Source organism: Clostridium sp. CM027 (assembly GCF_024730565.1).
Taxonomy (GTDB): Bacteria; Bacillota; Clostridia; order Clostridiales; family Clostridiaceae; genus Clostridium_AD; species Clostridium_AD estertheticum_B.
Map to the genome: position 1 here is coordinate 490965 of NZ_CP077725.1, position 26537 is coordinate 517501.

Annotated in this window: 23 protein-coding genes and 2 pseudogenes; 20 read left to right on the top strand and 5 right to left on the bottom strand. The window is 31.8% G+C overall.

Features of this window, described 5'->3' with window-relative positions; all coding sequences use genetic code 11:
- Positions 1-46 precede the first annotated feature (46 nt).
- The 10 genes from KTC92_RS02390 (at position 47) to spoVAE (ending at position 9417) form a co-directional block, all read left to right on the top strand.
- A complete protein-coding gene (locus KTC92_RS02390) occupies positions 47-1165 on the top strand; it encodes a 4-hydroxybutyrate dehydrogenase (RefSeq protein ID WP_216303698.1) in 1119 nt (372 codons plus the stop codon).
- Positions 1166-1237: 72 nt separating this feature from the next.
- On the top strand, positions 1238-1876 hold the full coding sequence (locus tag KTC92_RS02395) for a nitroreductase family protein (protein WP_220285843.1): 639 nt from the start codon (positions 1238-1240) through the stop codon (positions 1874-1876).
- A 470-nt stretch (positions 1877-2346) separates the two neighbouring features.
- Positions 2347-3720, top strand: coding sequence for a hypothetical protein (locus KTC92_RS02400; protein WP_216303696.1), 1374 nt, complete (start codon positions 2347-2349; stop codon positions 3718-3720).
- Positions 3721-4283: 563 nt separating this feature from the next.
- The gene (locus KTC92_RS02405) at positions 4284-5585 is read left to right on the top strand and encodes an acetyl-CoA hydrolase/transferase family protein (RefSeq protein WP_258280666.1); all 1302 of its coding nucleotides are present in this window, start codon (positions 4284-4286) and stop codon (positions 5583-5585) included.
- Positions 5586-5834: 249 nt separating this feature from the next.
- Positions 5835-6170, top strand: coding sequence for an anti-sigma F factor antagonist (spoIIAA, locus tag KTC92_RS02410; RefSeq protein ID WP_165413394.1), 336 nt, complete (start codon positions 5835-5837; stop codon positions 6168-6170).
- Between the two features lie 13 nt (positions 6171-6183).
- On the top strand, positions 6184-6612 hold the full coding sequence (gene spoIIAB / locus KTC92_RS02415; RefSeq protein WP_165413395.1) for an anti-sigma F factor: 429 nt from the start codon (positions 6184-6186) through the stop codon (positions 6610-6612).
- A 10-nt stretch (positions 6613-6622) separates the two neighbouring features.
- Complete coding sequence (gene sigF / locus KTC92_RS02420; protein ID WP_165413396.1) at positions 6623-7375, top strand: RNA polymerase sporulation sigma factor SigF; 753 nt, start codon at positions 6623-6625, stop codon at positions 7373-7375.
- Positions 7376-7581: 206 nt separating this feature from the next.
- Positions 7582-8034, top strand: a complete 453-nt coding sequence (spoVAC, locus tag KTC92_RS02425) for a stage V sporulation protein AC (protein ID WP_165413397.1) — start codon at positions 7582-7584, stop codon at positions 8032-8034.
- A gap of 6 nt (positions 8035-8040) precedes the next feature.
- Positions 8041-9057, top strand: a complete 1017-nt coding sequence (gene spoVAD, locus KTC92_RS02430; protein WP_216303694.1) for a stage V sporulation protein AD — start codon at positions 8041-8043, stop codon at positions 9055-9057.
- A complete protein-coding gene (spoVAE, locus tag KTC92_RS02435; protein WP_165413399.1) occupies positions 9058-9417 on the top strand; it encodes a stage V sporulation protein AE in 360 nt (119 codons plus the stop codon).
- Between the two features lie 46 nt (positions 9418-9463).
- On the opposite strand, the gene KTC92_RS02440 is transcribed toward spoVAE, so the two are convergent.
- Entirely contained in the window at positions 9464-11845 is a 2382-nt protein-coding gene (locus KTC92_RS02440) for a transglycosylase domain-containing protein (protein WP_216303693.1), read from the bottom strand.
- A gap of 218 nt (positions 11846-12063) precedes the next feature.
- Here KTC92_RS02440 and yunB point away from each other — a divergent pair, with 218 nt between their 5' ends.
- Positions 12064-12741 carry a sporulation protein YunB gene (gene yunB, locus KTC92_RS02445; RefSeq protein ID WP_220285842.1) on the top strand — a complete coding sequence of 226 codons (678 nt, stop codon included), beginning with the start codon at positions 12064-12066 and terminating at the stop codon, positions 12739-12741.
- A gap of 181 nt (positions 12742-12922) precedes the next feature.
- Here the strand turns inward: yunB and hpt are convergent, their stop codons facing one another.
- A complete protein-coding gene (gene hpt, locus KTC92_RS02450; RefSeq protein ID WP_165413402.1) occupies positions 12923-13447 on the bottom strand; it encodes a hypoxanthine phosphoribosyltransferase in 525 nt (174 codons plus the stop codon).
- Between the two features lie 121 nt (positions 13448-13568).
- Between hpt and hflX the strand changes: the two genes are divergently transcribed.
- The 7 genes from hflX to KTC92_RS02485 all read left to right on the top strand — a co-directional run bounded on the left by hflX (position 13569) and on the right by KTC92_RS02485 (position 20165).
- A complete protein-coding gene (gene hflX / locus KTC92_RS02455) occupies positions 13569-15356 on the top strand; it encodes a GTPase HflX (RefSeq protein ID WP_216302767.1) in 1788 nt (595 codons plus the stop codon).
- 111 nt (positions 15357-15467) lie between these two features.
- Positions 15468-15968, top strand: a complete 501-nt coding sequence (locus KTC92_RS02460) for a hypothetical protein (protein ID WP_216302768.1) — start codon at positions 15468-15470, stop codon at positions 15966-15968.
- Positions 15969-16122: 154 nt separating this feature from the next.
- Complete coding sequence (locus KTC92_RS02465; protein WP_165413405.1) at positions 16123-16344, top strand: hypothetical protein; 222 nt, start codon at positions 16123-16125, stop codon at positions 16342-16344.
- A gap of 73 nt (positions 16345-16417) precedes the next feature.
- Complete coding sequence (locus tag KTC92_RS02470; RefSeq protein WP_220285840.1) at positions 16418-17314, top strand: nucleotidyltransferase domain-containing protein; 897 nt, start codon at positions 16418-16420, stop codon at positions 17312-17314.
- Between the two features lie 26 nt (positions 17315-17340).
- A complete protein-coding gene (locus KTC92_RS02475) occupies positions 17341-18747 on the top strand; it encodes a PLP-dependent aminotransferase family protein (protein WP_165413407.1) in 1407 nt (468 codons plus the stop codon).
- Positions 18748-18780: 33 nt separating this feature from the next.
- Entirely contained in the window at positions 18781-19440 is a 660-nt protein-coding gene (locus KTC92_RS02480) for a HEAT repeat domain-containing protein (protein ID WP_216302770.1), read from the top strand.
- A 59-nt stretch (positions 19441-19499) separates the two neighbouring features.
- Positions 19500-20165 carry a YigZ family protein gene (locus KTC92_RS02485; RefSeq protein ID WP_165413409.1) on the top strand — a complete coding sequence of 222 codons (666 nt, stop codon included), beginning with the start codon at positions 19500-19502 and terminating at the stop codon, positions 20163-20165.
- Positions 20166-20284: 119 nt separating this feature from the next.
- Here the strand turns inward: KTC92_RS02485 and KTC92_RS02490 are convergent.
- The 3 genes and pseudogenes from KTC92_RS02490 to KTC92_RS02500 all read right to left on the bottom strand — a co-directional run.
- Positions 20285-21532 (bottom strand): annotated as a pseudogene (locus tag KTC92_RS02490) (IS1182 family transposase); the annotation flags it as partial.
- A 232-nt stretch (positions 21533-21764) separates the two neighbouring features.
- Positions 21765-23531 (bottom strand): reverse transcriptase domain-containing protein, encoded by a 1767-nt coding sequence (locus KTC92_RS02495; RefSeq protein WP_220287873.1) that lies wholly within the window; start codon positions 23529-23531, stop codon positions 21765-21767.
- 718 nt (positions 23532-24249) lie between these two features.
- Positions 24250-24432, bottom strand: a pseudogene (locus tag KTC92_RS02500) (IS5/IS1182 family transposase); the annotation flags it as partial.
- Positions 24433-24732: 300 nt separating this feature from the next.
- Between KTC92_RS02500 and KTC92_RS02505 the strand changes: the two are divergent.
- Positions 24733-25473 (top strand): YebC/PmpR family DNA-binding transcriptional regulator, encoded by a 741-nt coding sequence (locus KTC92_RS02505; protein WP_220287813.1) that lies wholly within the window; start codon positions 24733-24735, stop codon positions 25471-25473.
- Between the two features lie 146 nt (positions 25474-25619).
- On the top strand, positions 25620-26537 hold the full coding sequence (locus KTC92_RS02510; protein ID WP_220287815.1) for a tyrosine-type recombinase/integrase: 918 nt from the start codon (positions 25620-25622) through the stop codon (positions 26535-26537).

Sequence of the window (26537 nt, forward strand, 5' to 3'; positions counted from 1 at the left end):
AAACCTAATTTCCTAAATTAAATTAAATTAAATAGGAGGTAAAATAATGAAATTATTTTCAATTAAGTCACAAATTCATAAGTTTGATACAGCAAAGGATTTTGCTGAAACCTTTAATATCGGTGAAGGAGATTTTGTATTATCAAATGAATTTATATATAATCCTTTTTTCGGAAGCCTAAATCTTAACGCTGAAGTAGTTTTCCTAGAAAAATATGGAGTTGGAGAACCTTCAGATGAAATAATTGATGCAGTTCTCGCTACTATTAAGGGGAAAACTTTTAAAAGGATTTTTGCTGTTGGTGGCGGTAGTGTTATTGACATAGCAAAGCTTCTTGTAATAAAAGGTGATAATACAGCATTAGATTTATTTGAGAAAAAAGTTCCACTTATAAAGGATAAAGAGCTTATAATAGTTCCTACAACTGCTGGAACGGGTTCAGAAGTTACAAATTTATCTATAGCTGAAATTAAAGCTAAACATACAAAAATGGGCCTTGCTACAGATGAATTATTAGCTGATCATGCAGTACTTATTCCAGAACTAGTTAAAGGACTACCATACAGATTTTTTGTTGCTAGTTCAATTGATGCGTTGATTCATGCTATTGAGTCCTATGTATCTCCAAAATCTAATCCATACACAGAATTATTTAGTGTTAAAGCAATGGAATTGATTTTAAAAGGATACGTTCAAATAATTGAAAAAGGTGAAGAATACAGAAAAGAAATAATTGAAGATTTTGTAATAGGTAGTAACTATGCTGGTATTGCTTTTGGAAACACAGGAGTTGGTGCTGTTCATGCACTTTCTTATCCACTTGGTGGAACTTACCACGTTCCTCATGGAGAAGCAAACTACCAGATGTTTGTTGAAGTATTTAGAACTTATAATAAGAAAAATCCAAATGGTAAAATTAAAGATATTAAAAAAATACTTGCAGATATTTTAAATGTAAATGGTGAAGATGATGTATTTGCAGCACTTGCCAGCATACTTGATAAATTATTAACTAGAAAACCTTTGAAAGACTACGGTATGAAGGTAGAAGATATTGAAGGCTTTGCGGATAGCGTTATTGTAGGTCAGGCAAGACTTTTAGCTAATAATTATGTGCCTTTAAGCAGAGATGAAATTAGAGACGTTTATAAGAATTTGTATTAAAATATAAGGAGAGAGGGTTAAACCTCTCTCTTTATAGTATATGATATACAATATAAAATTAGGAGGTATTCCATGTCGAATTTAGATTTTATTTATAAAAGACACAGTATACGAAAATTTAAGGACGAAGTTATTCCTATGATTGATTTAGAGGAGATTATTAAAGCGGCTATTCACGCTCCATCGGGTAAAAATGTTCAGAATTGGCACTTTGTAATAATTAGAAATAAAGAAAAGATAAATGAAATTGTAAAAGTCGTGGAAGATAAAAATTCAGAAATAGCATCTAAAATTGTAGATGAAAATATTAAGGCAATTTTCACTAAATCTTTAAAATACCATATTGCATTTAGGAATGCTCCTTGCTTAATTCTAGTATATGCTGGAAATTATAAACCAACAGGATTTGAAGAATTTAAGGCCATTAATGAAAGCGCAGATGATATACAAGAACTTTTTAATACTGCACCAGGAATACAGGGAGCATCGGCCGCAATGGAAAACTTATTACTTGCAGCAGCGAGTCTTGGCTATGGCACATGCTGGATGACAGGTCCAAATTATGCTGCAAAAGAAATTGGAGATGTGCTTAATTTTAAAAAAGAAGAATATTCATTAATGGCATTAACCCCTATTGGATTACCATTAGAAGAGGAAAATAAAAGCCCTCGTAGAAAGCCTGTGGATGAAGTTATTACAGTTATACTCTAAAAAATTCTTATTGATGATACCAAAGATTTTTACTAAAAATTAATGAATAGAAGCAGGGTGATTTTGTATTTAATTATCTTGATTCTATTTATTTTCATGTTCTTGGGTCGCGCTTTTTTAGATGAAATGCTGAATTTCTTTTAGGTATACAAGTTAAGATACTTAGTATATACTAAATAATAAGATATATGTATTATACAGCGATTTATAAATTTTTTTGCTAATATTTGTGAAAATAATCACAATAATTCATTGAAATACTAAGAAAAATGCATTCAGACATATTAAAATGACAGTGGTTTTGGTAACGATTTCTCACTAAGTGAAAGCTATATTAAATTAGATAATATATAGTCAAAACAAAAAAAATATAATTTAGGATAGTAATAGGTATGAACTTAGAAGATATTTACAAATCAAAGGTCATTACGGCAGAACAAGTGGTAGGAAATAAAATCGGAGGTTAATTTATGTCTATTAAAAAAGAGTTTGTGAAAGAACAACCATATATACCTGCAGGTCCTTTTAAGATAAGAATACCTGGAATTCACTATAAGTTTCAAATGGCAGATTATATTCAAGGATTACTGATGTGTGCGGTTTGTCTTGGAGCTATTCCAATGCTCCAGGAATTTTTAGGAATGCCTTTTGAAGTAGCAATGGCAGTTGTTGTGTTAAATGGTATATTTTATTGTGCACATGTATTTTTAGGGGATCCAGTTGTGCCTGGGTGGGTTACACCAGCCATTCCACTTCTCATTCTTTATGTAAGTGATTATGCCATAGGACCTGAAAGAATACAAGCATTAATTGCATTTGAAATGAGTCTAGGAGCTTTAGCATTATTATTAGGTGCTACAGGACTTGGTAAGAAGATAGTTCACATTGTTCCTAATGCTATGCAGTCCGGCATTATAATTGGAGCTGGTATTGCAGCTGTAAATATTATATTTGTAAAAGGTGCTCGTTTTGATCAATTTCCAATTTCTATTGTTGTTTGTGTAGGGTTAGGTTTCTACCTTTTATTTTCAAATCATTTTAAAAGTATTAGCAATAAAAATAAAATTTTAAAAGCAATATCTAATTTAGGCATACTACCAATTATAGCACTTGCGATAATATTTGCGCCTTTAGTTGGGGAAACAGCTTGGCCTAAGGTAGAATGGGGTATAACAAAACCAGCTTTTGGAGTTTTATGGACACAATGGACCCTTTTTTCTAAAGATATAGGGTTTCCTCCAGTCAAAATGTTTATAAATGCTCTACCGATGGTTATTTCTGCATATATAGTTTTATTTGGTGATATGATACAATCTCAAGCGTTAATAGGAGACTGTAAGAAGGAGCGACCAGATGAACTTATAGATTACAATCCGAACAGATCTCACATAATATTTGGTCTTCGTAACATGCTAATGTCTGTAATAGGACCAGATCTTACAATGTGTGGACCACTATGGGCAGCAATGCAAGTTGTTATTTGTGAAAGATATAAACATGGCAAGGAGTCTATGGAGTCGATATTTGGTGGAGCGGGTTCCTTCAGATTCGGTACGCTTACTGGATATTTACTCTTACCAATAGTTTCCCTATGCAAACCTATCTTAGGAATTGCACTAGCATCTACAATGCTAATACAGGGGTATGTTTCTATAAGGGTAGGAGTTTTGAAGGCGCGTACAGCAAATGATCTAGGTATTGCAGGTGTTATGGCTGCTGTAGTTGCAACAAGAGGGGCAGCTTGGGGATTAGCAGCAGGCATTGTACTTTGTATAATCATTCAATCAGGAAATAAACCAAAATTTGATGTTATGCTGTTTGAAAATGAAGAATTGGAGGCATAAGCAAGAGAAAGACTTTTGAATAAAAGGAATAGAAGCGAGGTGATTTTACATTTTATTATACTGCTTCTATTTATTTTATGTTTTAGTGCCTTTTTTATTTTGTTAAGTTTTGTACAAAATAAAAAAGGCTAATAAGAGTTATGAAGTTTCAAACTGATGTATTTTAATAAATACATGGGAAATATGGTTATAGATATAATTAAAGAACCTTATTTAGGTATACAAGTTAAGAGAATTAGTGTATACTAAAAGAATAATAAGTGGAAAGATAAGCCAATTAGAATTGGTGTGAAAATGAACAAGTTTAAAAAATGCAGGAAGAACAATAAATATTAGTATATATATTATGCAGGAGTTTATAAATTTCTGTAAATTCGCTTTCTAATATTTGTGAAATAAATCACAATAATCCATTGAAATACTAACAAAAATGTGCTAATACAAATTTTAAGAAATATTATAACCTTATTTATAACAACGTTTCCTTAAAAACTGAAACTATGATATTAAAATATTTAATATATAGTCAAAACAAAAATTTATAATTTAGGAGAGTGATTGGTATGAACTTAGAAGAAATCTATAAATCAAAGGTGATTACGGCGCAGCAAGCGGCAGGGAAAATAAAGTCCGGAAATAGGGTAGTTACAGGACATGCTTGTGGAGAGCCAACAGAGATTATAGCTGCAATGGTAGCTAATTGTAAGGCTTATGAAAATGTTGAAATTGCACACATGGTTCCTATGGGAAAAGCTGAGTATACTAATACTGGAATGGAAAAACATTTTAAGCACAATGCTTTATTTGCAGGTGCTCCTACAAGAGAAGCCATTAGAGATGGAAGAGCAGATTTTACACCTTGTTTTTTTTCTAAGATACCTGAGCTATTTAAGAAGGGCTATCTGCCAATAGATGTGGCAATTGTTCAAGTTTCAGCACCAGATGAACACGGTTATTGTAGTTTCGGTGTATCTGTTGATTATACAAAGACAGCAACGGAATGTGCAAAAATGGTAATTGCAGAAGTAAATAATAAAATGCCAAGAACTATGGGAGACTCTTTTATACATATTTCTGATATTGATTATATTGTAGAAGTAAGTCATCAAATAATAGAGCTTAATCCTCCTAAAATTGGAGATGTTGAGAAAGCTATTGGAGAGTATTGTGCTTCTTTAGTTGAGGATGGTTCCACACTTCAACTTGGAATAGGAGCTATTCCAGATGCAGTACTTTTGTTTTTAAAGGATAAAAAGGACTTAGGTATACATTCGGAAATGATTTCAGACGGAGTAGTTGAACTTGTTGAAACAGGAGTTATAACAAATAAAGCTAAGACACTTCATCCAGGGAAAATAGTAGTAACTTTCCTCATGGGAACTAAAAGACTTTATGACTTTGTTGATAATAATCCAATGGTTGAAATGTATTCTGTAGATTATGTAAATGATCCGGCTATAATTGCAAAAAACAGTAAAATGGTCTGTATAAATTCTGCTATTCAAGTAGATTTTATGGGACAGGTAAATGCAGAAACTATTGGATTAACTCAGTTTAGTGGGACAGGTGGACAGGTTGACTTTATTAGAGGTGCAAGTATGGCAAAGGACGGTAAATCTATCATTGCAATGCCTTCTACAGCAAGCAAAGGAAAGATTTCAAGAATTACGCCTTTGCTTGATGAAGGAGCAGCGGTTACAACTTTGAGAAACGAAATACAATACGTAATTACTGAATATGGTATTGCGGAGCTAAAAGGTAAAACATTAAGAGATAGAGCAAGGTCGCTCATAAATATTGCTCATCCAGACTTTAGACCTTCACTTATTGAGGAATGGGAAAAAAGATTTAACTGTAAGTTTTAGTAAAATATATAATAAACACTAAAGATATAGTAAAAAGAAGCAGTGACTTTGTATTTAGTCATCCTGCTTCTTTTTATTTTCATATTTTACTGTAGTATCTAATAAAAATGGGTATAACATAAAAAAATGAAAAAATATTACATAAAAAAAGAAGGAAAATCATGTAAGTTATAGAATATAGAATAAAGGTACATTATTTAAGCAATACTGAAAAAATATTTTAATTTAAAATGATTTGGGGGGAAGAAAATGCATTTAAATTTTGAAAATAGCGAGGACAAATTGATAGTTTACATGTTTGGAGAACTAGACCATCATAGTGCTGAAGAAGTAAGGAACATTATAGATGATCGTTTAGAACGAGATAGCTACAATAAATTAATTATGGATTTCAAAGATGTGACGTTCATGGACAGCTCCGGTATTGGTGTGGTCATTGGAAGATACAAAAAGTTACATATGAAAAATGGGAAAGTATGCGTAACTAACATTAAATCTTCAGTAAAAAGAGTATTTGAATTGTCAGGAATGTTTAAGATTATTATGTCATATGATGACGTTGAACAAGCTGTAAACAACATTTAGTGGGGGGATTAGTATGTGTTACAATAGAATTAAAATTGAATTTTTAAGTAAATCGCAGAATGAAAGTTTTGCAAGAGTAGCAGTAGCAGCATTCGCTTCACAATTAGATCCTACAATTGAAGAAATTACCGACGTTAAAACAGCAGTATCAGAAGCAGTTACTAATGCAATTATTCATGGATATGATAATGAAGAGGAAATGATTAATATAGAAGCTATTATTAATGGAACTGAACTAACAGTGATAATAGAAGATGTAGGAAAAGGAATTGACAATTTAGAACTCGCTAGGCAACCATTATATACTTCCCGCCCAGATTTAGAGAGGTCAGGTATGGGTTTTACTGTAATGGAGACTTTTATGGACAGTTTAGAAGTAAAGTCTGATAAAGGTAGGGGAACAAGTATAATAATGAAAAAAATATTTAATCCTTTAAGTTAGGTGGAATATTATGGATCAAAAAATAGTAAGAAAAGAAAACTATACTTATGAAGATAATATGCAACTTATTCAATTGGCTAGAAATAAAGAACCGGGTGCATTAGATACGTTGGTGGAAATGAATTTACCATTAGTTTCATCAATAAGTAAAAAATTTCTTAATAGGGGATATGAGTATGATGATATATTTCAAATTGGATGTATTGGCTTAGTAAAGGCAATTAATAATTTTGATACTAAGTATAATGTGAAATTTTCTACATATGCCGTACCTATGATAATGGGAGAGATTAAAAGATTTCTTAGAGATGATGGAATTATAAAAGTAAGTAGAAGCGTTAAAATTACTGCAAGACAATTACATTATGATAAAGATACTCTAACCAAAGAATTGGGGAGGGAGCCTACTATTGATGAACTGTCGGTTTTTTCAAAAATTGAAAAAGAGGATATAGTATATGCATTAGAGTCTGCTAGCAATATGCTGTATTTATTTGATACAATACACCAAGATGATGGTGCCCCAGTACTATTAATAGATAAATTAAGTGAAAAATACGAAGAAGATAATCAGGTTTTAGATAAAATTTCCCTTAAAGAAGCACTTAGAAAACTTGATGCAAAATCAAGGCAAATAATTATGCTCAGATATTTTAAAGATAATACACAAATTCAAGTTGCAAAAATGATGGGGATTAGCCAGGTACAAGTATCGAGAATAGAAAAAAAAGTTTTGAAAATAATGAGGGAAAAGTTGATCTAATAAAAGTGAGTGTATAAGATGAGATATAAATAAGGAACTTCAATTTTAAATTTTGAAGTTCCTTATATATAAATTCGTCTTATTTTTTTTGACTAAAAATAATATTAATGCAAATACTAACATAAAGAATTAGCATATTATATTTGCATAATACAATATAATAAATGATTAGTAGTGACTATTAAAAGCGACAAGGAGGACATTTCATGAAAGTGGAAGAAAAAACTATAAGAAAAAAATTTGATAAACTTAATTCTAATAACATCCCTAAACCTAATTTAGGATTGCATTGTTTTAATGCTTTTTGGGTTGGAGGCTTAATATGTGTAATAGGACAATTTATCAGTGACATTTTTTCTGGAATTGGTATTCCTAAAGATGAGGTAGGCACATATGTATCTATAGTTATGGTTTTTCTGGGAGCTGTGCTTACTGGCATAGGGGTATATGATAAGCTAGGTGATTTTGCAGGAGCAGGTTCTGTTGTGCCAATTACAGGGTTTGCAAATTCAATCGTTTCACCAGCAATGGAATTTAAAAAAGAGGGTTTTGTTTTTGGTGTTGCAGCTAAAATGTTTACTATTGCAGGGCCCGTTTTAGTATATGGAATAGGGTCATCTGTAATTGTAGGAATTTTATATTATTTTTTAAGGTGGTGATTTAAAATGGGTAGAAGAATTGGTCTTCAAACAGTAGAAATCGAAAGTAAACCTAGAATTATCAGTACATATAATATAGTTGGGCCTAAGGAAGGGCAGGGACCATTAAAAGAGTATTTTGACCGGATTTTAGAAGATGATCTTAATGGAACTGAAAGCTTTGAAAAAGCTGAAACTAGTTTATTATATACTGCTGTATCAGAGGGCATAAAAAAAGCAAAACTAAAAGAAGTTGATATAAATTATCTACTAGCAGGTGATTTATTAAATCAGTTATCTTCTTCATGTTTTGCAGCTAGAGATTTGAATATACCATTCCTAGGACTTTATGGAGCTTGCTCAACTATGGCAGAGTCTTTAAGCGTTGCTTCAATGATAATGGAGGGTGGGCTGGCTAATTATGTTATAGCAGCTACTTCATCACATTTCTCATCAGCTGAAAGGCAATTTAGATTGCCACTGGAAATGGGAAGTCAGAGAGCTCCAACAGCGCAATGGACCGTTACAGGTGCAGGAGCAATGATTTTGGGGAAAAAAGGTAAATTTCCATATGTTACCCATGTTACAACTGGAAAGGTCAAAGATTATGGAATAATTGATGTGAATAATATGGGAGTTGCAATGGCGCCAGCGGCTGTAGACACTATTAAACAACATTTTATGGACACGGGTCGAAAGCCTTCGGATTATGATATTATAGCTACTGGAGATTTGGGCATTATAGGAAGAGAATTTACAGAAAAACTATTACTAGAATATAAGTACGATATGAAGGGTCATTACATTGACTGTGGTGAGGAAATTTTCGATGCGCAGACCCAAGGAACTAATGCGGGTGGTAGTGGGTGTGGATGTTCTGCAGTGGTTGCAACAGGGTACTTACTAAAAAATATGCTAAAGGGAAAATTTAAAAGAATACTACTAGTTTCCACAGGTGCACTTTTAAGTTCAACTTCACCGCTTCAAGGAGAAACAATACCAGGAATTGCTCATGCCGTTTCAATAGAGTTTGGGGGTGAATAAATGAATAATTATATTATGTCTTTTATAGTTGGAGGGATAATTTGCATAATAGGTCAAATACTTATGGACACTACTAAATTAACTCCAGCTAGAATACTAGTTTTATTTGTAACTGCTGGTGTAATATTAGGTGCATTAAATATATATGATGTGGTGATAAAATATGGAAAAGCAGGTGGAAGTATACCTCTTCCTGGGTTTGGGTATAGTTTAGCTAAAAGTGTAATGAAGGAAGTAGATGAAGTTGGTATTATAGGAGCATTTACAGGAGGTATAAAGGGTACTGCGGGCGGTATTACTGCTGCAATTTTCTTTGGATATATTATGGCGTTGTTATTCAATCCTAAAACTAAAGGGTAATAAAAAACTACTATCAAATATTTGATAGTAGTTTTTTATTTATGTGTTAAGGCTTAGTAAAATAGTTACCTTTAGTTTTAGGAATGCTAGCTTTAGGAGTGGCAACTGGGGGGAATATACTATTATTTGAAAAGGTGTCAACTGCTGTTGGTAATACATAAGCAGAGTCCTCTAGAAATACATTAGGTGTATAATTTCTCTTTATAAAAACTTTTGTTTCAATTTTTCCAGGTGGCGTAAATTCTGATGCAAGAACATATTTACCACTTGGGTCTTTGATAACCTTAGCCAAAACATGTATGTTATCAAGGGATGTAGGTTGAGTTCCATCAATAAATAGTTCTGAGTAAACTCTATTGCCTCTTGGGTCTGCATAAGTTAAATCAGTAGGTATATCACCTGAATCTTTTGATACGGAATAGGGAGATATACCAGAAGGCATTTCTAAGTTTTTCACTGGAAGAGACGTATGGGCTTTTTTCATAATATTTCCCCATAGTGAAGCGGCATCATTACTTCCAATATTTTTAAGTTCATCTCCCTTATCGGTTCCAATCCAAACAGCTGTAGAGTAATATGGAGTTAAACCAACAAACCACAGATTCTTAGAATCGGAAGAAGTACCAGTTTTACCTCTGACTGGCATGTCGCCAAAAACAGCATTTGTTCCAGTACCACCAGGACTTACAGGTCCTTTTAATAAATCATATATAATGTATGCACTTTGAGGAGATAAAACAGGTTTTGTTTCAAGTTTTGTTTCAAGCAATACTTTACCAGATCTATCGACTACTTTAGTGTATAATCTGGGAGTTGTACGTAGCCCATTGTTACCAAAAACACCATATGCCGCTGACATAGTGAGAGGATTAGTGCCTTTATAAGTACCACCATCTAATTGTCCAAGGGCCATAGCAGATATACTATTCTTATCTTGGTCATCTAACTGCAACCCAAACTTTTCGCCATAAGAAACGCCAGTCTTAAGACCAATCATATCCTCAATTTTAACAGCTGCAACATTAACAGAATATTTTAAGCAATCTCTAAGAGGTAAATATCCCTTATATCCAAGCGGGGAATTTCTAGGATTATAAGGAGGTGTACCTGGAGCAGAATATTTCTTGCCAATGTCTTCAGGTATAGGTGAATCTTCAATAATAGTAGAAGCTGTAGCTGTTTTTGAATCGATAGCTGGACCATATACGGTTAGTGGCTTAATGCTTGATCCAGGAGCCTTTAAGTAGTCATTCGACGCACCTCTGTTATAAGACATAGGAACTTGGTCACCACGTCCACCTATAATAGTTTTAACTTCACCTGTATGATAATCTGTGATAACACAGGCTGCCTGGAGGCCTGCTTGCGTTGATTTCATAGGATCATCAATTAGTTTCTGTGATGCATTTTGCATATCTCTATTCATGGTTGTATAAATTTTTACACCATCGTACATAAGCATTGAATATGCTTCCTTTTTACTAATATTATTTTGTTTCATTAAATCCTCAGCAACCTGTAGGAGTACAGGTCTTGAGAAGTACTCATAGTTCATTTTGTTTGCATCTTTTTGTGAAAAACTAAAATTTAAATCTTCAGCCATAGCTGAATCAAATTGTTCTTTGCTGATTTTGCCACTATTGTACATGTTATCAAGAACGGCTTTTGTTCTATTTGAATCAAAAGCTTCTTTATTTTTATTTGATTTAGATGCCAAATTATATGAAACACTAGGATTTTGTGCAGCGCTAGCAAGAAAAGCGCATTGTTTTAAGGTCAAATCTTCAACAGATTTGTTAAAATATTGATGAGAGGCTGCTTCTACACCATGAGCATTTCCTCCTAGAAAAATAGTGTTCATATAAGTCTCTAAAATTTGAGACTTGGTCAAAACTTTTTCAATTTGTAAGGATAAAGACATTTCTTGAATTTTTCTCTTTATAGAAGTTCTGTTTTCCATAGAATCTTCTAAAAACACTCTATACTTAACTAATTGTTGAGTTATAGTTGAAGCGCCCTGGAGACTTTGACCGCTACCAGCTATTTTTATCTTTATATCATTAAAAATAGCACCACCAAGTCTTTTTAAGTCAACACCTGGGTGTGTTTGAAATCTAACATCTTCAATACTTATAAATGAATCCTGAAGGATGACCGGAACTTTATTAATAGGTACATTAATTCTTCTTTGTGAAATAACATATTCATCCATAGTCTTTCCAGAATCGTCTAATAACATTGTAATCTCATCCAATTTTAAAAATTCATTAATATCTAAGATAGGAGCTGTCTTAATCATAGCTAGAACTGCTCCTCCAATAACTACACTGCTTACTAAAGCTATAATTAGAAAAGTAAAAACAAGGGTTCTAAAAACATGTTTCTCAGTTTCTTTTTTCTTTTTTTTATTAGGTTCTTCTTTTTCCATTAAGTATCCTCCTTGCATTTCTCAGGAGCTGAAAACACTTATTAAGTAGCTTTCCGCCTTCTAAAAATTCATCTTGTTTAACTATAATTAGCTTTTAATATTATACCATATAATCATGGTATTTATTTGAATGTGGCTTAATATAGAATATTGAGTTTGAGTTGGATATTTAAATTCTTTACCGTAAAAAAGTTACATATAATAGCATATAACCTTAGATGGAGGTAATAAATATCAAAAATAAAATTAAAGTTAGGATATTAATAATTATAGCCATAATTATGATAAATTTTACAATATTCATATACATTTTTGGTAAAACCGTAATGCCAACGGTAATGGCGGTAGCGGATGCGGAAATGAGAGCAAAGGCTACAGAGATTGTAAATAGATCAATTATTAGTGAATATTCCAAGCAATTTAACTACGACCAGGTTATAAGAGTGGATAAAGATTCACAGGGGAATATTGTAATGCTAAAAGCGGATACTCTAAAAATGAATAAAATAGCATGTGATGTTGCTTTAGAATCCCAAAAGGAACTTATGAAATTGGGGGAGGTTGGTATGAAAATCCCAATAGGTTATATAACAAGAAATAGTATTTTATCTTATTATGGCCCTAAAGTAACCATAAAAATGCAGCCGATAGGCCATGTAGAAACTAAATATTCTTCTGAGTTTGAAAGTGCAGGTATAAATCAAACAAGGCATAAAATTTATGTTAAAGTAAAAACTACCGTTAAAGTAATTGCGCCTTTAAAAAGTAATGATATCGAAGTAGCTAATGAAGTACCAATTGCTGAAACTATTATAGTGGGAAAAACACCTAATACTGCAGTTCAATTAGATTTAAATGGTACAGATTTTAAACTGGGCAATAGTGGTAGTGATTAACAAAAATATAAAAAATAAAGTACGCTATTAATAATAACGTACTTTATTTTTATAAACTAACAATATGTATTTAAGAAGTATTGAAAAAGTGAGTTATTAAATAATCTCCTGCGGAGCTGCAATATTAACGACTTTCCCTCTGAAATGTCATTAATATGGACTTCTCTGATATAGAAGGTTATTAGTCTTCCCAATTAAATACGTATGGTATATTCCTATAGTAATCTCCGTAATTCAATCCATACCCAACTACAAAAAGATCTGGAATTTCAAAACAACAATAATCAGGTGTTATCTCAATTTTTCTTCTAAGTGGTTTATCTAAAAGAACGCAAGATTTAACGCTGGTGGCACCTAAAGACTTAACGTGAGCCACAACGAAATCCATAGTTATTCCAGTATCAACAATATCATCTACTATTAATACATCAAAACCTTCAATATTGTCAGGAATATCATTTATAACATTAATTGATCCACAAGACTCTTCACCATCACCATAGCTTGAAGTTGTCATAAATCCTATTTTTGTAGGCACAGTAATTTGACGCACAAGGTCTGCGGTATATATAAAGCTACCTCTTAATAATGAAAGAATATATAATTTTTTTTCGCAATAATCTTTCGAAATCTCAGCACCAAGTTGCTCTATTCTTTCATCAATTTGGTCTTTAGTTATAAGAATATTTCTTTTTTTATTATCCAATGTTAATCCCACCCTCTATATATATTTACATTAATGCTTTAATGGTATAAAATTATATGAAAGTTGTCAAGTATAAGTATAAGGATACTTGTTAAATATTATTAGAATGGAGTGATTTACGTTGATATATGGAAATATTGGTGGAGTTAAAAATTCAATTTTAAATAAATTGGAAAATGCTTGCGATATAACGGTTTCCAAAGATTGCATTTTGTCTGAAGAATTGGTAGACATACTAGTCGAGGTAACAAAAGATTTGGATAGAGAAATTAGCGCTGCAATTGATAGAAAAGGTAAAATAATTAGTATGGCAATTGGTGATAGTAGTACAGTGGAATTGCCTATAATCGATATAAGAGAAGGTCGATTATCGGGGGTTAAAGTAGTACACACTCACCCAAATGGTAATTCTAGGTTATCTGCGCTGGATATGTCAGCTTTAACAAAATTAAAGTTAGATTGTATAGTAGCTATTGGTATAGGAGAAAAAGAGAATTTAAAGTATAACATAGGTTTTTGTGGAATAGAAAAGAGCATTTTAATAGAAGAAGAAATAGGACCAATAACTATAAATGAAGTAATGGAATATGATATTTTAGACAAAATTAGATATATTGAAAAATTAATGAAAACAAGTGAAATTGTTGAGGATGATGCAGAACGAGCTATTTTAGTAGGAATAGAAAGTGAGGATGATTTAGTAGAACTTGCAGAACTTGCAAAAGCGTGTAATGTAGAAACTATAGATACAGTACTTCAGAATAGACATAAAATAGATTCGGCTTTATATATAGGTAGAGGTAAAGCAGAAGAGGTAGCTGGTCTTAGGCAAGCAATAAGGGCGAATATAGTTATCTTTGATGATGAATTATCAGGCTCTCAAGTTAGAAATTTGGAGGAAGTACTTGGATGTAAAGTTATAGACAGAACTACACTAATACTAGAAATATTTGCACGAAGAGCAAGAACTAGGGAAGCGAAAATTCAAGTTGAACTTGCACAATTAAAATATAGATTACCACGTTTAACAGGACTTGGGACTATACTTTCAAGAACAGGTGCGGGAATTGGAACAAGAGGACCTGGAGAGAAAAAATTAGAAATAGATAAAAGGCGAATAAGGGAAGGTATCTATGAATTAAATAAAGAACTCGAAAAAATAAGAAATACTAGAAATGTGCAAAGAGAAAAGAGAAGTCGCGATAGCATTTCAAAAGTATCTTTAGTTGGATACACTAATTCTGGAAAATCAACACTTAGAAATGCATTATGCGATGTAGCAGCATTAAAAAGTATTGTGCAAAAAGAAAAAGTGTTTGAAGCAGATATGCTTTTTGCAACTCTAGATGTAACAACAAGAGCACTACTATTGCCTGATAATAGAGTGGCAGCAGTAACTGACACAGTGGGGTTTATAAGGAAACTTCCCCATGATTTAGTAGAGGCCTTTAAATCAACCCTTGAAGAAGTGGTATATTCAGATTTGTTGCTGCACGTGGTAGATGCATCATCTGAAAACGCAGTACTACAAATAGAGGCTGTAGATGGGGTTCTAAGAGAATTAAACGCAATTGATAAGCCAACAATATTGGTGTTGAATAAAATTGACAAAGCCTCACAAGAAAATATTTTGAAAATCAAAGAAAAATATAAGAATTTGAAATCAATTGAAATATCGGCTAAAGATGGTACAAATTTGGAGGAACTTCTAAAAGAAACTTGTAAAGACCTTCCATATACTCTTAAAAAATTTAAGGTGCTTATTCCATATACTGATCAGGCAATAGTGGCATATTTGCATAGAGGATCAAAGGTTGATACAGAAGAGTATATTGAAGAAGGAACGCTTATGTCAGTACAAGGGGACGACGAAGTTTATAATAAGTGTGAAAAATATATTTTAGTGTAGTTGAAATTTCTTTTTTATAAAAAAATCTTCATAAGTGTAATAAAGTCAATGGGCATCTTATATAATTTAATATTAGGTCCGAAGCATTTATCAAAGAACTTAGGAGTAGATATGGGAGAAGAAAAATCAAATCCAGATAATGAAAAGAGAAAAAACAAAAAAATAAATCAGTATAACGTCAATAAACTAATTAAAAAAATTATAAATGATATTAATGAACAAGATAAGGTACCCAATGATGGTCAATTTGATACCTGTGACATATGTGACATATCCAATAATTTTGACGTTAAATCATTAGCAGATAAGGTTGTAAATATAAATGTTTTAAGATTCGAATTAGATAGATTGCAACTAGATTTTAAAGCAAGTGCGTATTTTGAAAATGACATAAGACCGTTAATAGACACTCTATATACATTAGGCCTTGCATCTATTAATTTTTCAACCGCTGCAAGTAATATGTCGAATACAAATTTTGGACGCAGTTCAGAAATAAAAAATGCTCTAGGTTTAGCTGAAGACGTTAATGAAATTTCTGAAGATTTAATTAAAGTGTTAAGATGTAAAGTTGATAACATGCTGAAATTATCAAAGCATGATTGTAAATAATTTTCATAATGATAAGGAGAACAGGGTTATTAATATTAAACTTGATTCTCTTTATTTTTTTATTAGAAAATTATATGCTTTTCTTTTTTTTATTAAGATTATTATAATAAAAACTGGTAAAAATAGATATGATAATGAATTTGGAGGTAATATCATGAAAAAAATATGTCCTGTTTGCAATAATTTAGAAAGGAATATTTGTAATTGTGAAAAATGTAGTGCTATAATGAACGATAAAGGAATAATACAAGAATTTTATGATGATTATACTGCTAATATGGAGATTGATGACAAAGATCAGTTTTGTGTTCATATATATCAGTGCAGTAATTGTGATTTTTATGAGAGAATTAAAGTTAATAAAATATTCATTTAGGAATTTGATTTTTAAGACACCTAAACATATTTTAAAATTATAAGGCACATAAAAACTTGGGGGAGGCAAGGAAATGATGAAAACTATTTTGCAATATCAGAAAGCTTTTAATAGTGTAGTAGATAGAATAAAAATCGACGAATCTGTTTTATCAGTAATGGTTTTTGGAAGTATGGTAACAGGCGATTTGTGGGAAGAATCAGATATTGATATTTTCGTAATTGTCAGGGAGAAATTCAGTGAGATTAGGGACATATATGCACAAGAGAAGGGTGTTCCTATTCATATTAAACTCATGGGTAAGGAAAAATTCATACAACTTTATTCTGATAATCTAAAGGGCGGATATATACATAGAATTTTCTCATCCTCAAGACTTATATTCTCAAAAGATATGGATATAACAGTAAGGTACGACGGTGGTAGATTTTTCCCGGATGTAGATAGAGAGCGATGGGGAATGTGTTTCCTAGGAAAACTCTTAAAAGATATTGGCGTATGTAAAAAATATTTATCAAGTGATGGTGTATATACGGCCTATAGTACTGCGATAAGATGTATAGAGAAGTATTCAAGATTATTTGTCAACTCGTCGGGATATATGATTAGTAAGGATGTAATGACTATGGCGCTTAATTTAAATGAAGACTTTAAACTTTGCGTTGATAAATTGATTTTTGAAAAATCAAATACAGTGGAGACAATTCAAGAAACTATGACATTTTTAGAACAAAGCATAAACTCAAGTATTAAGAGTAATTGTAGCCTGCTTTTAAACTATATGAGAGAAAAAGATAAGTTTTTAAGTGCTGAGGAAATTATGACGGAGGATTTGTTTAAGGATTTTGATATAGAAATGGAAGAGTTGCTTAATAAACTATGGGAAAGAAATATTATTAAAAAGGAAATTAGGGATTTTAAGATAAACAAGGATAAAATCTTATTTAATCAAAATGTTTACTTTGTTTAACATTTTCGGGATAGATAGGTGGAGATATGCATAAGTATGAAATTAAATTTATCTCCGAAATTCCTAAGTATATAGAGATATCAAAGCATATAAAAAAAATGATTGATGAAAATATGGTTGACGACGGTGAAAAATTACCCTCAATAAGGAAATTATCAAAACTGTTGGTGGTTAATGATGTTACCGTAGTTAGTGCTTATAAAAAACTTGAAGCTGAGGGCTATGCGTATCAAAAGATGGGGAGCGGAACTTACGCTAAACGAAGGGATACAAACAGTAAGTTTAAAAAGGAATATTCTAATACCTTAAAAAAAATTTCTGGTCAAGACCTAAAAAAATATATAGATTTTACAGGAGAAATTACAAGTAGTGAATATTTCCCTGTAACAGTCTTTAAAGACGTATTAAATGAGGTATTAGATAGAGATGGCACGGAAGCATTTGCCTATAAGGAATCTTTGGGGTATGAGGGACTTAGAAATAGTATAAGTAGTTTTTTTTGGGACAATAAGGTAAACACTGAAGATATATTGATTCTCTCAGGTGCGCAACAGGGTATTGATATAGTTTCAAAATCTATAATAAATGTTCATGATAACGTTGTTGTAGAAAAGCCGACCTATGGTGGGGCACTAACGGTCTTTAAATGGAGAAGGGCAAATATATTTGAAGTTGATATGTTAGAGGATGGTGTGAATTTACTTCAATTTGAAGAGATACTGAAAAAGAATAGGATAAAATGTTTTTATGCCATGAGTTATTTTCAAAATCCTACAGGGGCCACCTATAGTTTGGAGAAAAAGCTAAGAATATTAGAACTCGCAGAGTTATATGATTTTTATATCGTTGAAGACGATTATTTATCTGAACTAATATATGACCAAAAGCAATATAAGAGTTTTAAGAGCTTAGACATATTTGATAGAGTTATCTATATAAAGAGTTTTTCAAAGATATTTCTACCAGGAATAAGGCTCGGATACATGATATCACCAGAGAAATGCAAGGAGCATATTCAAAATTCCAAAATTAACACAGATATATCAACTTCAAGTCTTATGCAACGTGCTTTAGATTTATATATAAATAAGGATCTTTGGAAAGAACATATAAGTCGTCTAAATATGGCTTATAAGGACAAATATAACTTTATGATAACTTGTATAGAAAAAAACATGGGTGCAAAGGCTAGTTGTTATACCCCTGGAGGGGGAATTCATTTTTATTTTAAGATAGCTACTGGTTTGAAGATTAATTCCATGGAATTGTTTTATTTGTGTAAGCATAGAAAAGTTTTAATAACACCAGGGGTTTTATTTTATAAAAATGCTAAAGAAGGTAATGATTACTTTAGATTAAGTTTTTCAGAAATAAGAAAACCAGAAATAGAAGAAGGAATTAATATTATTTCAGAGATACTAAGTGGAAAGTAGAAAAAAATGGCTACAAGGTAAGGAGAGGAGCTTTTGAAAAAGGGATTAGTGGACGTTGATTGGTTGTGCATTAGTAAATATTCTAACGAAGAGATATCTTATTTCTTGTTTTTGGAAGGGAAAACTATGGAAGCCATATGTAAAATTAGAAACTTGGATAATGCCATTGTGCAAAAACACATTATAGATGGTAAAATAAAATATAGATTTTTAGTGCATAGCAATGATACTGATGAGCTTTTTAAGAGTATTGCTAAAGCAGGAAAAGAGGATAAAATTTATTTCTTGAATTCAATGGAAGAGGATAATAAAAATAAATTAACGCAGCTAATAAAAACGAGTTATGTGGAGATGCACCCTAAAGATAAAGAAGTCGCAGTTTGGATATTAGGAGAATTAAAGGAAAAATCTTGTTTAAACATTTTAATCAAAGCTTCCGTGCATAAATTCTTAAATGTACGGAGAATGGCAGTTTCAGCTATGGGTAAAATGGGAGATGCGAGAGCTGAAGGAGCATTACTTAGAGCCTTAGAGGATGAGAATCCACAAGTAATAAGCTATGCAATAAAATCTCTAGGTAAAATAAAAAGTGAAAAAGCTATTACAAAAATAAAATACATATATGACAACACAGAAAAAAAATACATAATTGATGCTGCTGAGAGGTTTTTATTACTAATGGAGCAAATATAAATTAGAGTGGGATATTAAATTTTTATTTGGAATATTCAGTAATAGTTGGGAGAATTGAAATGGGTTACTTTACAATAAAAGATGAATCAATCGCTGAATTTAAAGAGAAAAAGTCCATTTTTATTGGACATGGAAAAAGGGTTGAAAGCGAAGATGAGGCTAAGGAATTTATCCAAGCGGTTAAAAATAAACACAAACAAGCAAGACACAATGTTTATGCCTATATAATTGGCGAAAACAGAGGGATACAAAGGTATAGTGACGATGGAGAGCCTCAAGGTACGGGAGGAATTCCTATGCTAGAAGTTTTGAAAAAAAGTGATATTACAGATGTAGCGGTGGTAGTTACCAGATATTTTGGAGGAATTCTTCTAGGCACTGGAGGCCTTGCAAGAGCATATTCGAAAGGTGCATCACTAGCTATTAAAGAGGCAGGGGTAGTGGAAAAGGTTGAAGGTATTTCAATAGATATACTAATTGAATACGATTTACTAGGGAAGCTACAACATGTCTGTGCTAAAGAAAATTTTTATATAGAGAACGTAGAATATACTGACAAAGTGAGGATTAAAATACTTTGTCAGTTTAGTAATCTAGAAAAATTAAGGGCAGAAATAACCCAGGTTACTTCAGGAAAAGCTCTGTTTTATGAAGAAGATCCAAAAATGTACTTCAAATTAGAACATAGATTATATGATAGTGAAATTATAAACTCTATCCTTTAACAATATTTCAGCTCCGCAGGAGATGATTTAACACATGTAAGAAAAGTATATATACTTTTCTTCAGGTTGTTTACAAACCCAGTATAATTTTTTTATTATACTGGGCTTTTTACATGCAATTATGCGATAGCGCTTTGAGTTATGGATAAATTTAAAATAACAACTATCTTCTTAGTTAGAAAATCAAAAAACAGTAAAGATAGCAGGCTAGCTATCTTTTTCATATTCTGCACTGCTGCTGTAAGCAGACACTGCTCTTGCACATTTTCTAATCCACGCATATGGCAATAGCGAAGCCCATGCAGTTGTTTTGAATCTGCGAAGCTTCGCTCTATAGTTTCTTTTCTTCTTCTATATATATTTCTGCCTTTATCTGTTCTGGTGAACTTTACAACATCTTCTTTATACGTTTCCCAAACATGTCTTCTAATAGTTTTAAACTTGCTTTTTGCAGAAAAGCATTGAGCTCTATTTGGACATATCTCGCAATATTTTGCATTACCAACATATTCTTTATATCCTTCTCTTGTTGTCGTTTTATAATGTAAAGCCCTTAAGTCAGGGCATACGTAAATGTCCTGTTCTTTAACATATTGGAATTTATTTTTTGTGTACATTCCTTTTGTATGTGGAGACCTACGGTATCCCATTACAGATTTTAATTCCCTCTCATATAGTTCTTTACATATAAGATTTGTAGCATAACCAGCATCTGCACCAACATATTTTGTATTAAAATTAAACTTTTTTATTTGCACATCTAATCTATCGATATAAGGATCAACATCATTTATGTTTCCAGGAGTAACATACACATCAGTAATTATATTATGTCTGCTATCGACAGTTCTGTGATCTAAATATGAGAAGCCTTCCGGCTTGCCATCTCTCATCATATATCCACTGTCGGGGTCGGTTGTGCTAACTTTAGTTTCTTTTATTTTGGTAACAGGTTCTTTTTCCTTTAAAGGTTTTTTACCATGGTTTATTCTATCTTCTTCCACTGCTTTATTAAGTTCAGCTACATATTCTTTCGGCGTTTTTTCAACTTCAATTTTCACAAGCTTTCGCTTATTAGCATTTGCTTTTAGGTGTGTAGAATCTGTGTAAAGTATTTTACCGGTTACCATCTTAAGATTTATAGCCTTAAATACTACTTCGTCAAATATTTTTTGAAACACATCTGTACCTTTAAACCGTCTACGTCTATTTTGGCTAATTGTTGAATGATCTGGAATAGGATCAGTAAGACTTAGTCCTAGAAACCATCTATAAGCCACATTTACTTCAATGTCCTTTACAAGTTGTCGTTCAGATTTTATTCCAAATAAGTACCCAATAAACAGCATTTTAAAAAGTATAATAGGATATGAAGATAGGTAAGACTCTGATATTACTACCTCGGTCTTTTCCCCCTTCCCACACTGTACGGGCGACTTTCATCGCATACAGCGTTCCAACGTCTGACAAACTGAAAACTCAAATATATTTATAACCACTTTTGAAATCAAGTTTTTTTTTTTTTTTTTTTTTTTTTTTTTTTTTTTTTTTTTTTTTTTTTTTTTTTTTTTTTTTTTTTTTTTTTTTTTTTTTTTTTTTTTATAGCAAACTTATCAATTCTTCGACCCTTTTATGATACTTCTTTCCAACCACATCATATAATTTTGCTCTATTATTACTATGTAGTATGATATGTTGCTCCTTACTTAGTATGCATAGATTATTATAATCGTCTTTACCACCCTTATTACAAGGCACTATATGATGGCAATGATAATCTTCTACTGGAACTACTTCCCCAGAGATATGACTCAATCCATGTAACGAACTATATTTACTAATTCTAAATTGACTAAATCTACTTGCCTGACGAGATAATTTAGCACTCTCTACAAGGTACTTAATATCATTAAGAGATACACCAGGCTTATGGTTTTTCTTTTCACCATAATCGTACGGATTGATTCTACATATTTTACCTTTTATTGCACTCACTAATTTATATTCCCAATTAGCCCATTCTATATGAACAATTGGTATATCATACAACATGTAGTATCCTGTTTTACCCCAACTTTTATATGTACCCTTTCTAAAATTATTCTTGATTTTTTGTTCTGTTATAAACTTAATTCGACCTTCCATTGTATTATAAAACCTTTTGTAAATTCGCCATCCTAACTTTCCAAAACATTTATTAAACTCATTCATACCTTTATAGTAATTATGTAATCCTATAATATATACATTCCAAGCCATGATGTTCTCATAACTAGGTATTTTTTTAATATCATTAAGTCTTTTACAACATTCTTCTACTATTAAATTCCCCTTATCCTTTGGTAAGCTGTTAATTACCATTAGCTCCTTACCATTTCTTATTCTACTACGTTTTTGATAAAGCTTAAAATTATAGCCCAGATATTTCATCTTTTCTTTCTTTAAATCATAAATTTTAGTTTTATCTTCATTAATAATAAGTTTCATATTTTTTGTAAGATATTTCGTTACACTATATTTAAACTTTTCAGCATCACTCTTACTCTTACATAAAACTAAAATGTCATCAGCGTACCTTACATGGATACCAATTTTCAAATTAGTTCTTCTCATATTTGAACGTCTATTGTCTATATTATGAAACTTATTAACACTTTTATCATGCCAATCATCACCCTGATCTCGCAACCATACATCAAAACGATGAAGGTACACATTTGATAATAATGGTCCTATAATACTACCTTGTGCAGAACCCTTCGGGTCATAGATTTTGCACCCTGCTTCTAGGTAACCTTTCTTAATAAAACGATAAATATAGTTTAATATTACTTGGTCATGTATTCCCATATGCCATAGTTCCCTATACATAATATTAGGGTCTATAGTTCCAAAATAATCCTTCATGTCTACAGATAAGACATATGGCATAACATTAGTTTGGTTTTTAACTTTTGCTATTGCATTATGTGTTGATACTTGCTCCCTAAATCCAAAGGAACTAGGAACAAACTTAGTTTCACAGTACGGGTCTAATACTAGCTGAATACACTTCTCAACAAGCTTATCCCAGATTGTGCATATGCCAATAGGTCGTTTCTTACCATCACCTTTAGGAATATAAATACGTTTAACATAATCCATCTTTTTATTAAGTAAACGGTCTTTTACTATCATACCTAACTCAATAAAATTCGTTTTTGCTATGGTATCATAATTAGAACCATCTGGTCCTTTTGTCATTCTTCCTTTACCCTTGCTAAGTTGACGTACTGCTAGCATAACATTCTCTTCGGAATAAACTAAAGGACTTAAATTACGCAAATCTATATTTCCATTTTTAAAATCTTCAAATCTCTGTTTCATATCTATGAAGTAAATATTATTTATACTCGTTAGTCTGACTCTCCTCATTTCTGTACGAATAGTCTCTTTCATCTAATTTGGCGAATTAGAAATTTACAAATTATTTTATATACATCACACGTCTAAGGCTCTTTCCTCTCCTATATTTCTTAATATAGGATACTAACGGTACTACAGCCTCGCTGTTAACCCATTCATAATCTTTATTGATTTACCCTTTCGGTGCAATCAGTCCCCAATTATTATTACACGGAGTGTAATTAGGTCAATCACCTTTCCCAATATTTTCGCTTTATATATCATACTTAGGTCTCCTCTATATTCCGTTCTTTTCAGTTCTTACCTGGATACGTCTCACACGCATTCTCCAACCACCATAAGGTCGTCCCCCTTCTGCACGCGTAGACATACATTGAGGTAAAAAAATTTTTACACCCTCCCATCTGAACTAGGGATAGGGATTATCTGTTACGAAATTTAAATACAAGGAAATTATAACCATATATGACTGGACCCGAAGTGTAGCATTACTGCCAGTGTCTCCGTCTTCACCTATGCTTCGCAACGTTACATTACTGCAAGGCTGGCAGGAGTATTAGTCAGACTCAGTATCCATAAGATATTAGGCTCTCATGCTGGTCTCGAAAATATTAGTTACCTACAATAATAATTGTAGGTCTACAGCAGTGTTCACTCTACTACGAGGATATTATGCTGTAATTAAGGTCGCACCTACGCCAGGTCTTCCATTATCTAAGCAGTAATATTTTTTAGTCAGTTCTCTTATAAAAGAGAAATCCATGTATTTATCTATATTTCTCAGAATATGGTCTTTAGGAACTAAATCTTCTAAATACACCATTTCTAGTTTTTGTTGTGTGAAGTTCTTTTCATTAATCATAATAATGCCCTCCGAATTATAAAGTTTGTATACTATATATATTCGACATTGATGTCCTAAAATCCTTTTTGAATATGAAAAAAAACACTCCAATTTTAAATTAGAGTGTTTTACATTTTATGTTTGTCAACGGTCTGAAGAAAAGTATATATACTTTTCTTTTTTTATTTGAAAAACGCTTTATTTCTATGATATAATGGGAATGTAATGTATTTAAAACCAATTGATAGAAATATTGGTATTTATTAGAGAAGGTTAGAATATTTCATATGAAAAATAGTTAGTTGGGGGGGATATCAAATGTCAGGACATTCAAAATGGCATAACATACAACAGAAAAAAGGTAAGATTGATGTTATAAGAGGTAAGGTATTCACAAAATTAGGTAAAGAAATAATAATGGCAGCTAAAAATGGTGGGTCTAATTTAGATATTAATGCTCATCTTAGAGATGTAGTTGCAAAAGCTAAATCTAATAATATGTCTCAAGAGACAATAACTAGAGCAATAAAAAAAGGTGCCGGAGAGCTTGAAGGCGTAAACTATGAAGAAATAGTTTATGAAGGCTATGGAGCAGAAGGCGTTGCTATAGTAGTTAAGACGCTAACGGACAAGAAAAATAGAAGTGTGGCAACTGTAAGGCATGCTTTTGATAGACATGGTGGAAACATGGGAGCGGCTGGATGTGTAAGCTGGATGTTTGCTAAAAAAGGACAAATCATCATAGAACGAAATGAAACTATGGATGAAGATGAGATAATGATGGTAGCATTAGAAGCGGGTGCAGAAGATTTTAATGCAGAAGAGGAAATGTTTGAAATAATTACAGCTGCAGAAACTTTTGGAGCTGTAAGAGAAGTGTTAGAAACAGCGGGTTTTGAATTTGCTTCTGCAGAGGTTACAATGATACCAGATAACATGATACCTATTAGCCTGGAAGGCGCCGGTAAAGTGCAAAGACTTATAGATGCGCTTGAAGATGATGATGACGTACAGGACGTTTATCACAATGCAGAGTACCCTGAGGAATTTGAGGGATAGATGGTTTGCAGGCAATCGCATTATGGTATACGTTTAAATAAATCGTTCTATGATGGCATACGAATAAGCTGATGTATCTAAGTTATAGACGTACCATTTGAACACCTTATTATATTGATAATTTCAATATGAGAGGGTGTTTTTTTGTGTTAATAAATGAAGTATTAAAAGAATTTATATTTGATTGTGAGATAAGAAAAATTAGTCCAAGAACTTTGAAGAGTTATAGAAATAATAATCAGAGGTTTTTTAATTACATAGAAAAGGAATTTAATATTACTGAACTAGAGGAATTTTCTCATTTGCATATTAAGAAATATTTTCGCTTTTTAATAGATAAAGGACTTACAGAAACTTATGCAAATGGGATTTTGAAATGTATGAGAGCGTTTTTTGTATACTGTATTAATGAGGAGTATGTTACTAAAAATCCATGTTTGAAAGTGTCATGGCAAAGAGAACCAAAGACGTTAATAAATACATTTACTGATTTGGAAATAATAAATATGGTAAATGCTTTTGACTATTTAAATTATTTAAATGCAAGAAATAAAACTATCATAGCTTTTTTAGTTGACACAGGAGCAAGAAATGCTGAGACTTGTAGTATATTAAAAATTAACATAAAAGACAATTATGTTTTAATTCAAGGAAAAGGTAATAAGCAAAGGCAAGTTGGTCTAAGCCCACAATTAAAAAAAATTATGATGAAATATAATAGGATTAAAGAGTTTTATTTTAAAGACAAAAACATCAATTGTGATAACTATTTTCTATCAAATACAGGCAAAAAACTTACCATTGAAACTATTGAAAGAGTTGTAAAAATGGCAGGAAAAATAGCAGGAGTAAGGGAAGAAATAAGATGTTCTCCTCATACAATAAGACACTATTTTGCTCAGAAACAATTACGCAATAAGTTAGATATTTACAGTTTATCTCGTATTCTTGGACATGAGAATGTCATGATTACAAAGATATATTTACAATCAATAAAGGATGAAGAAATAGTTGCTATGTCTATAAAAACTTCACCATTGACATCACTAAGGGGAGGTAAGTAA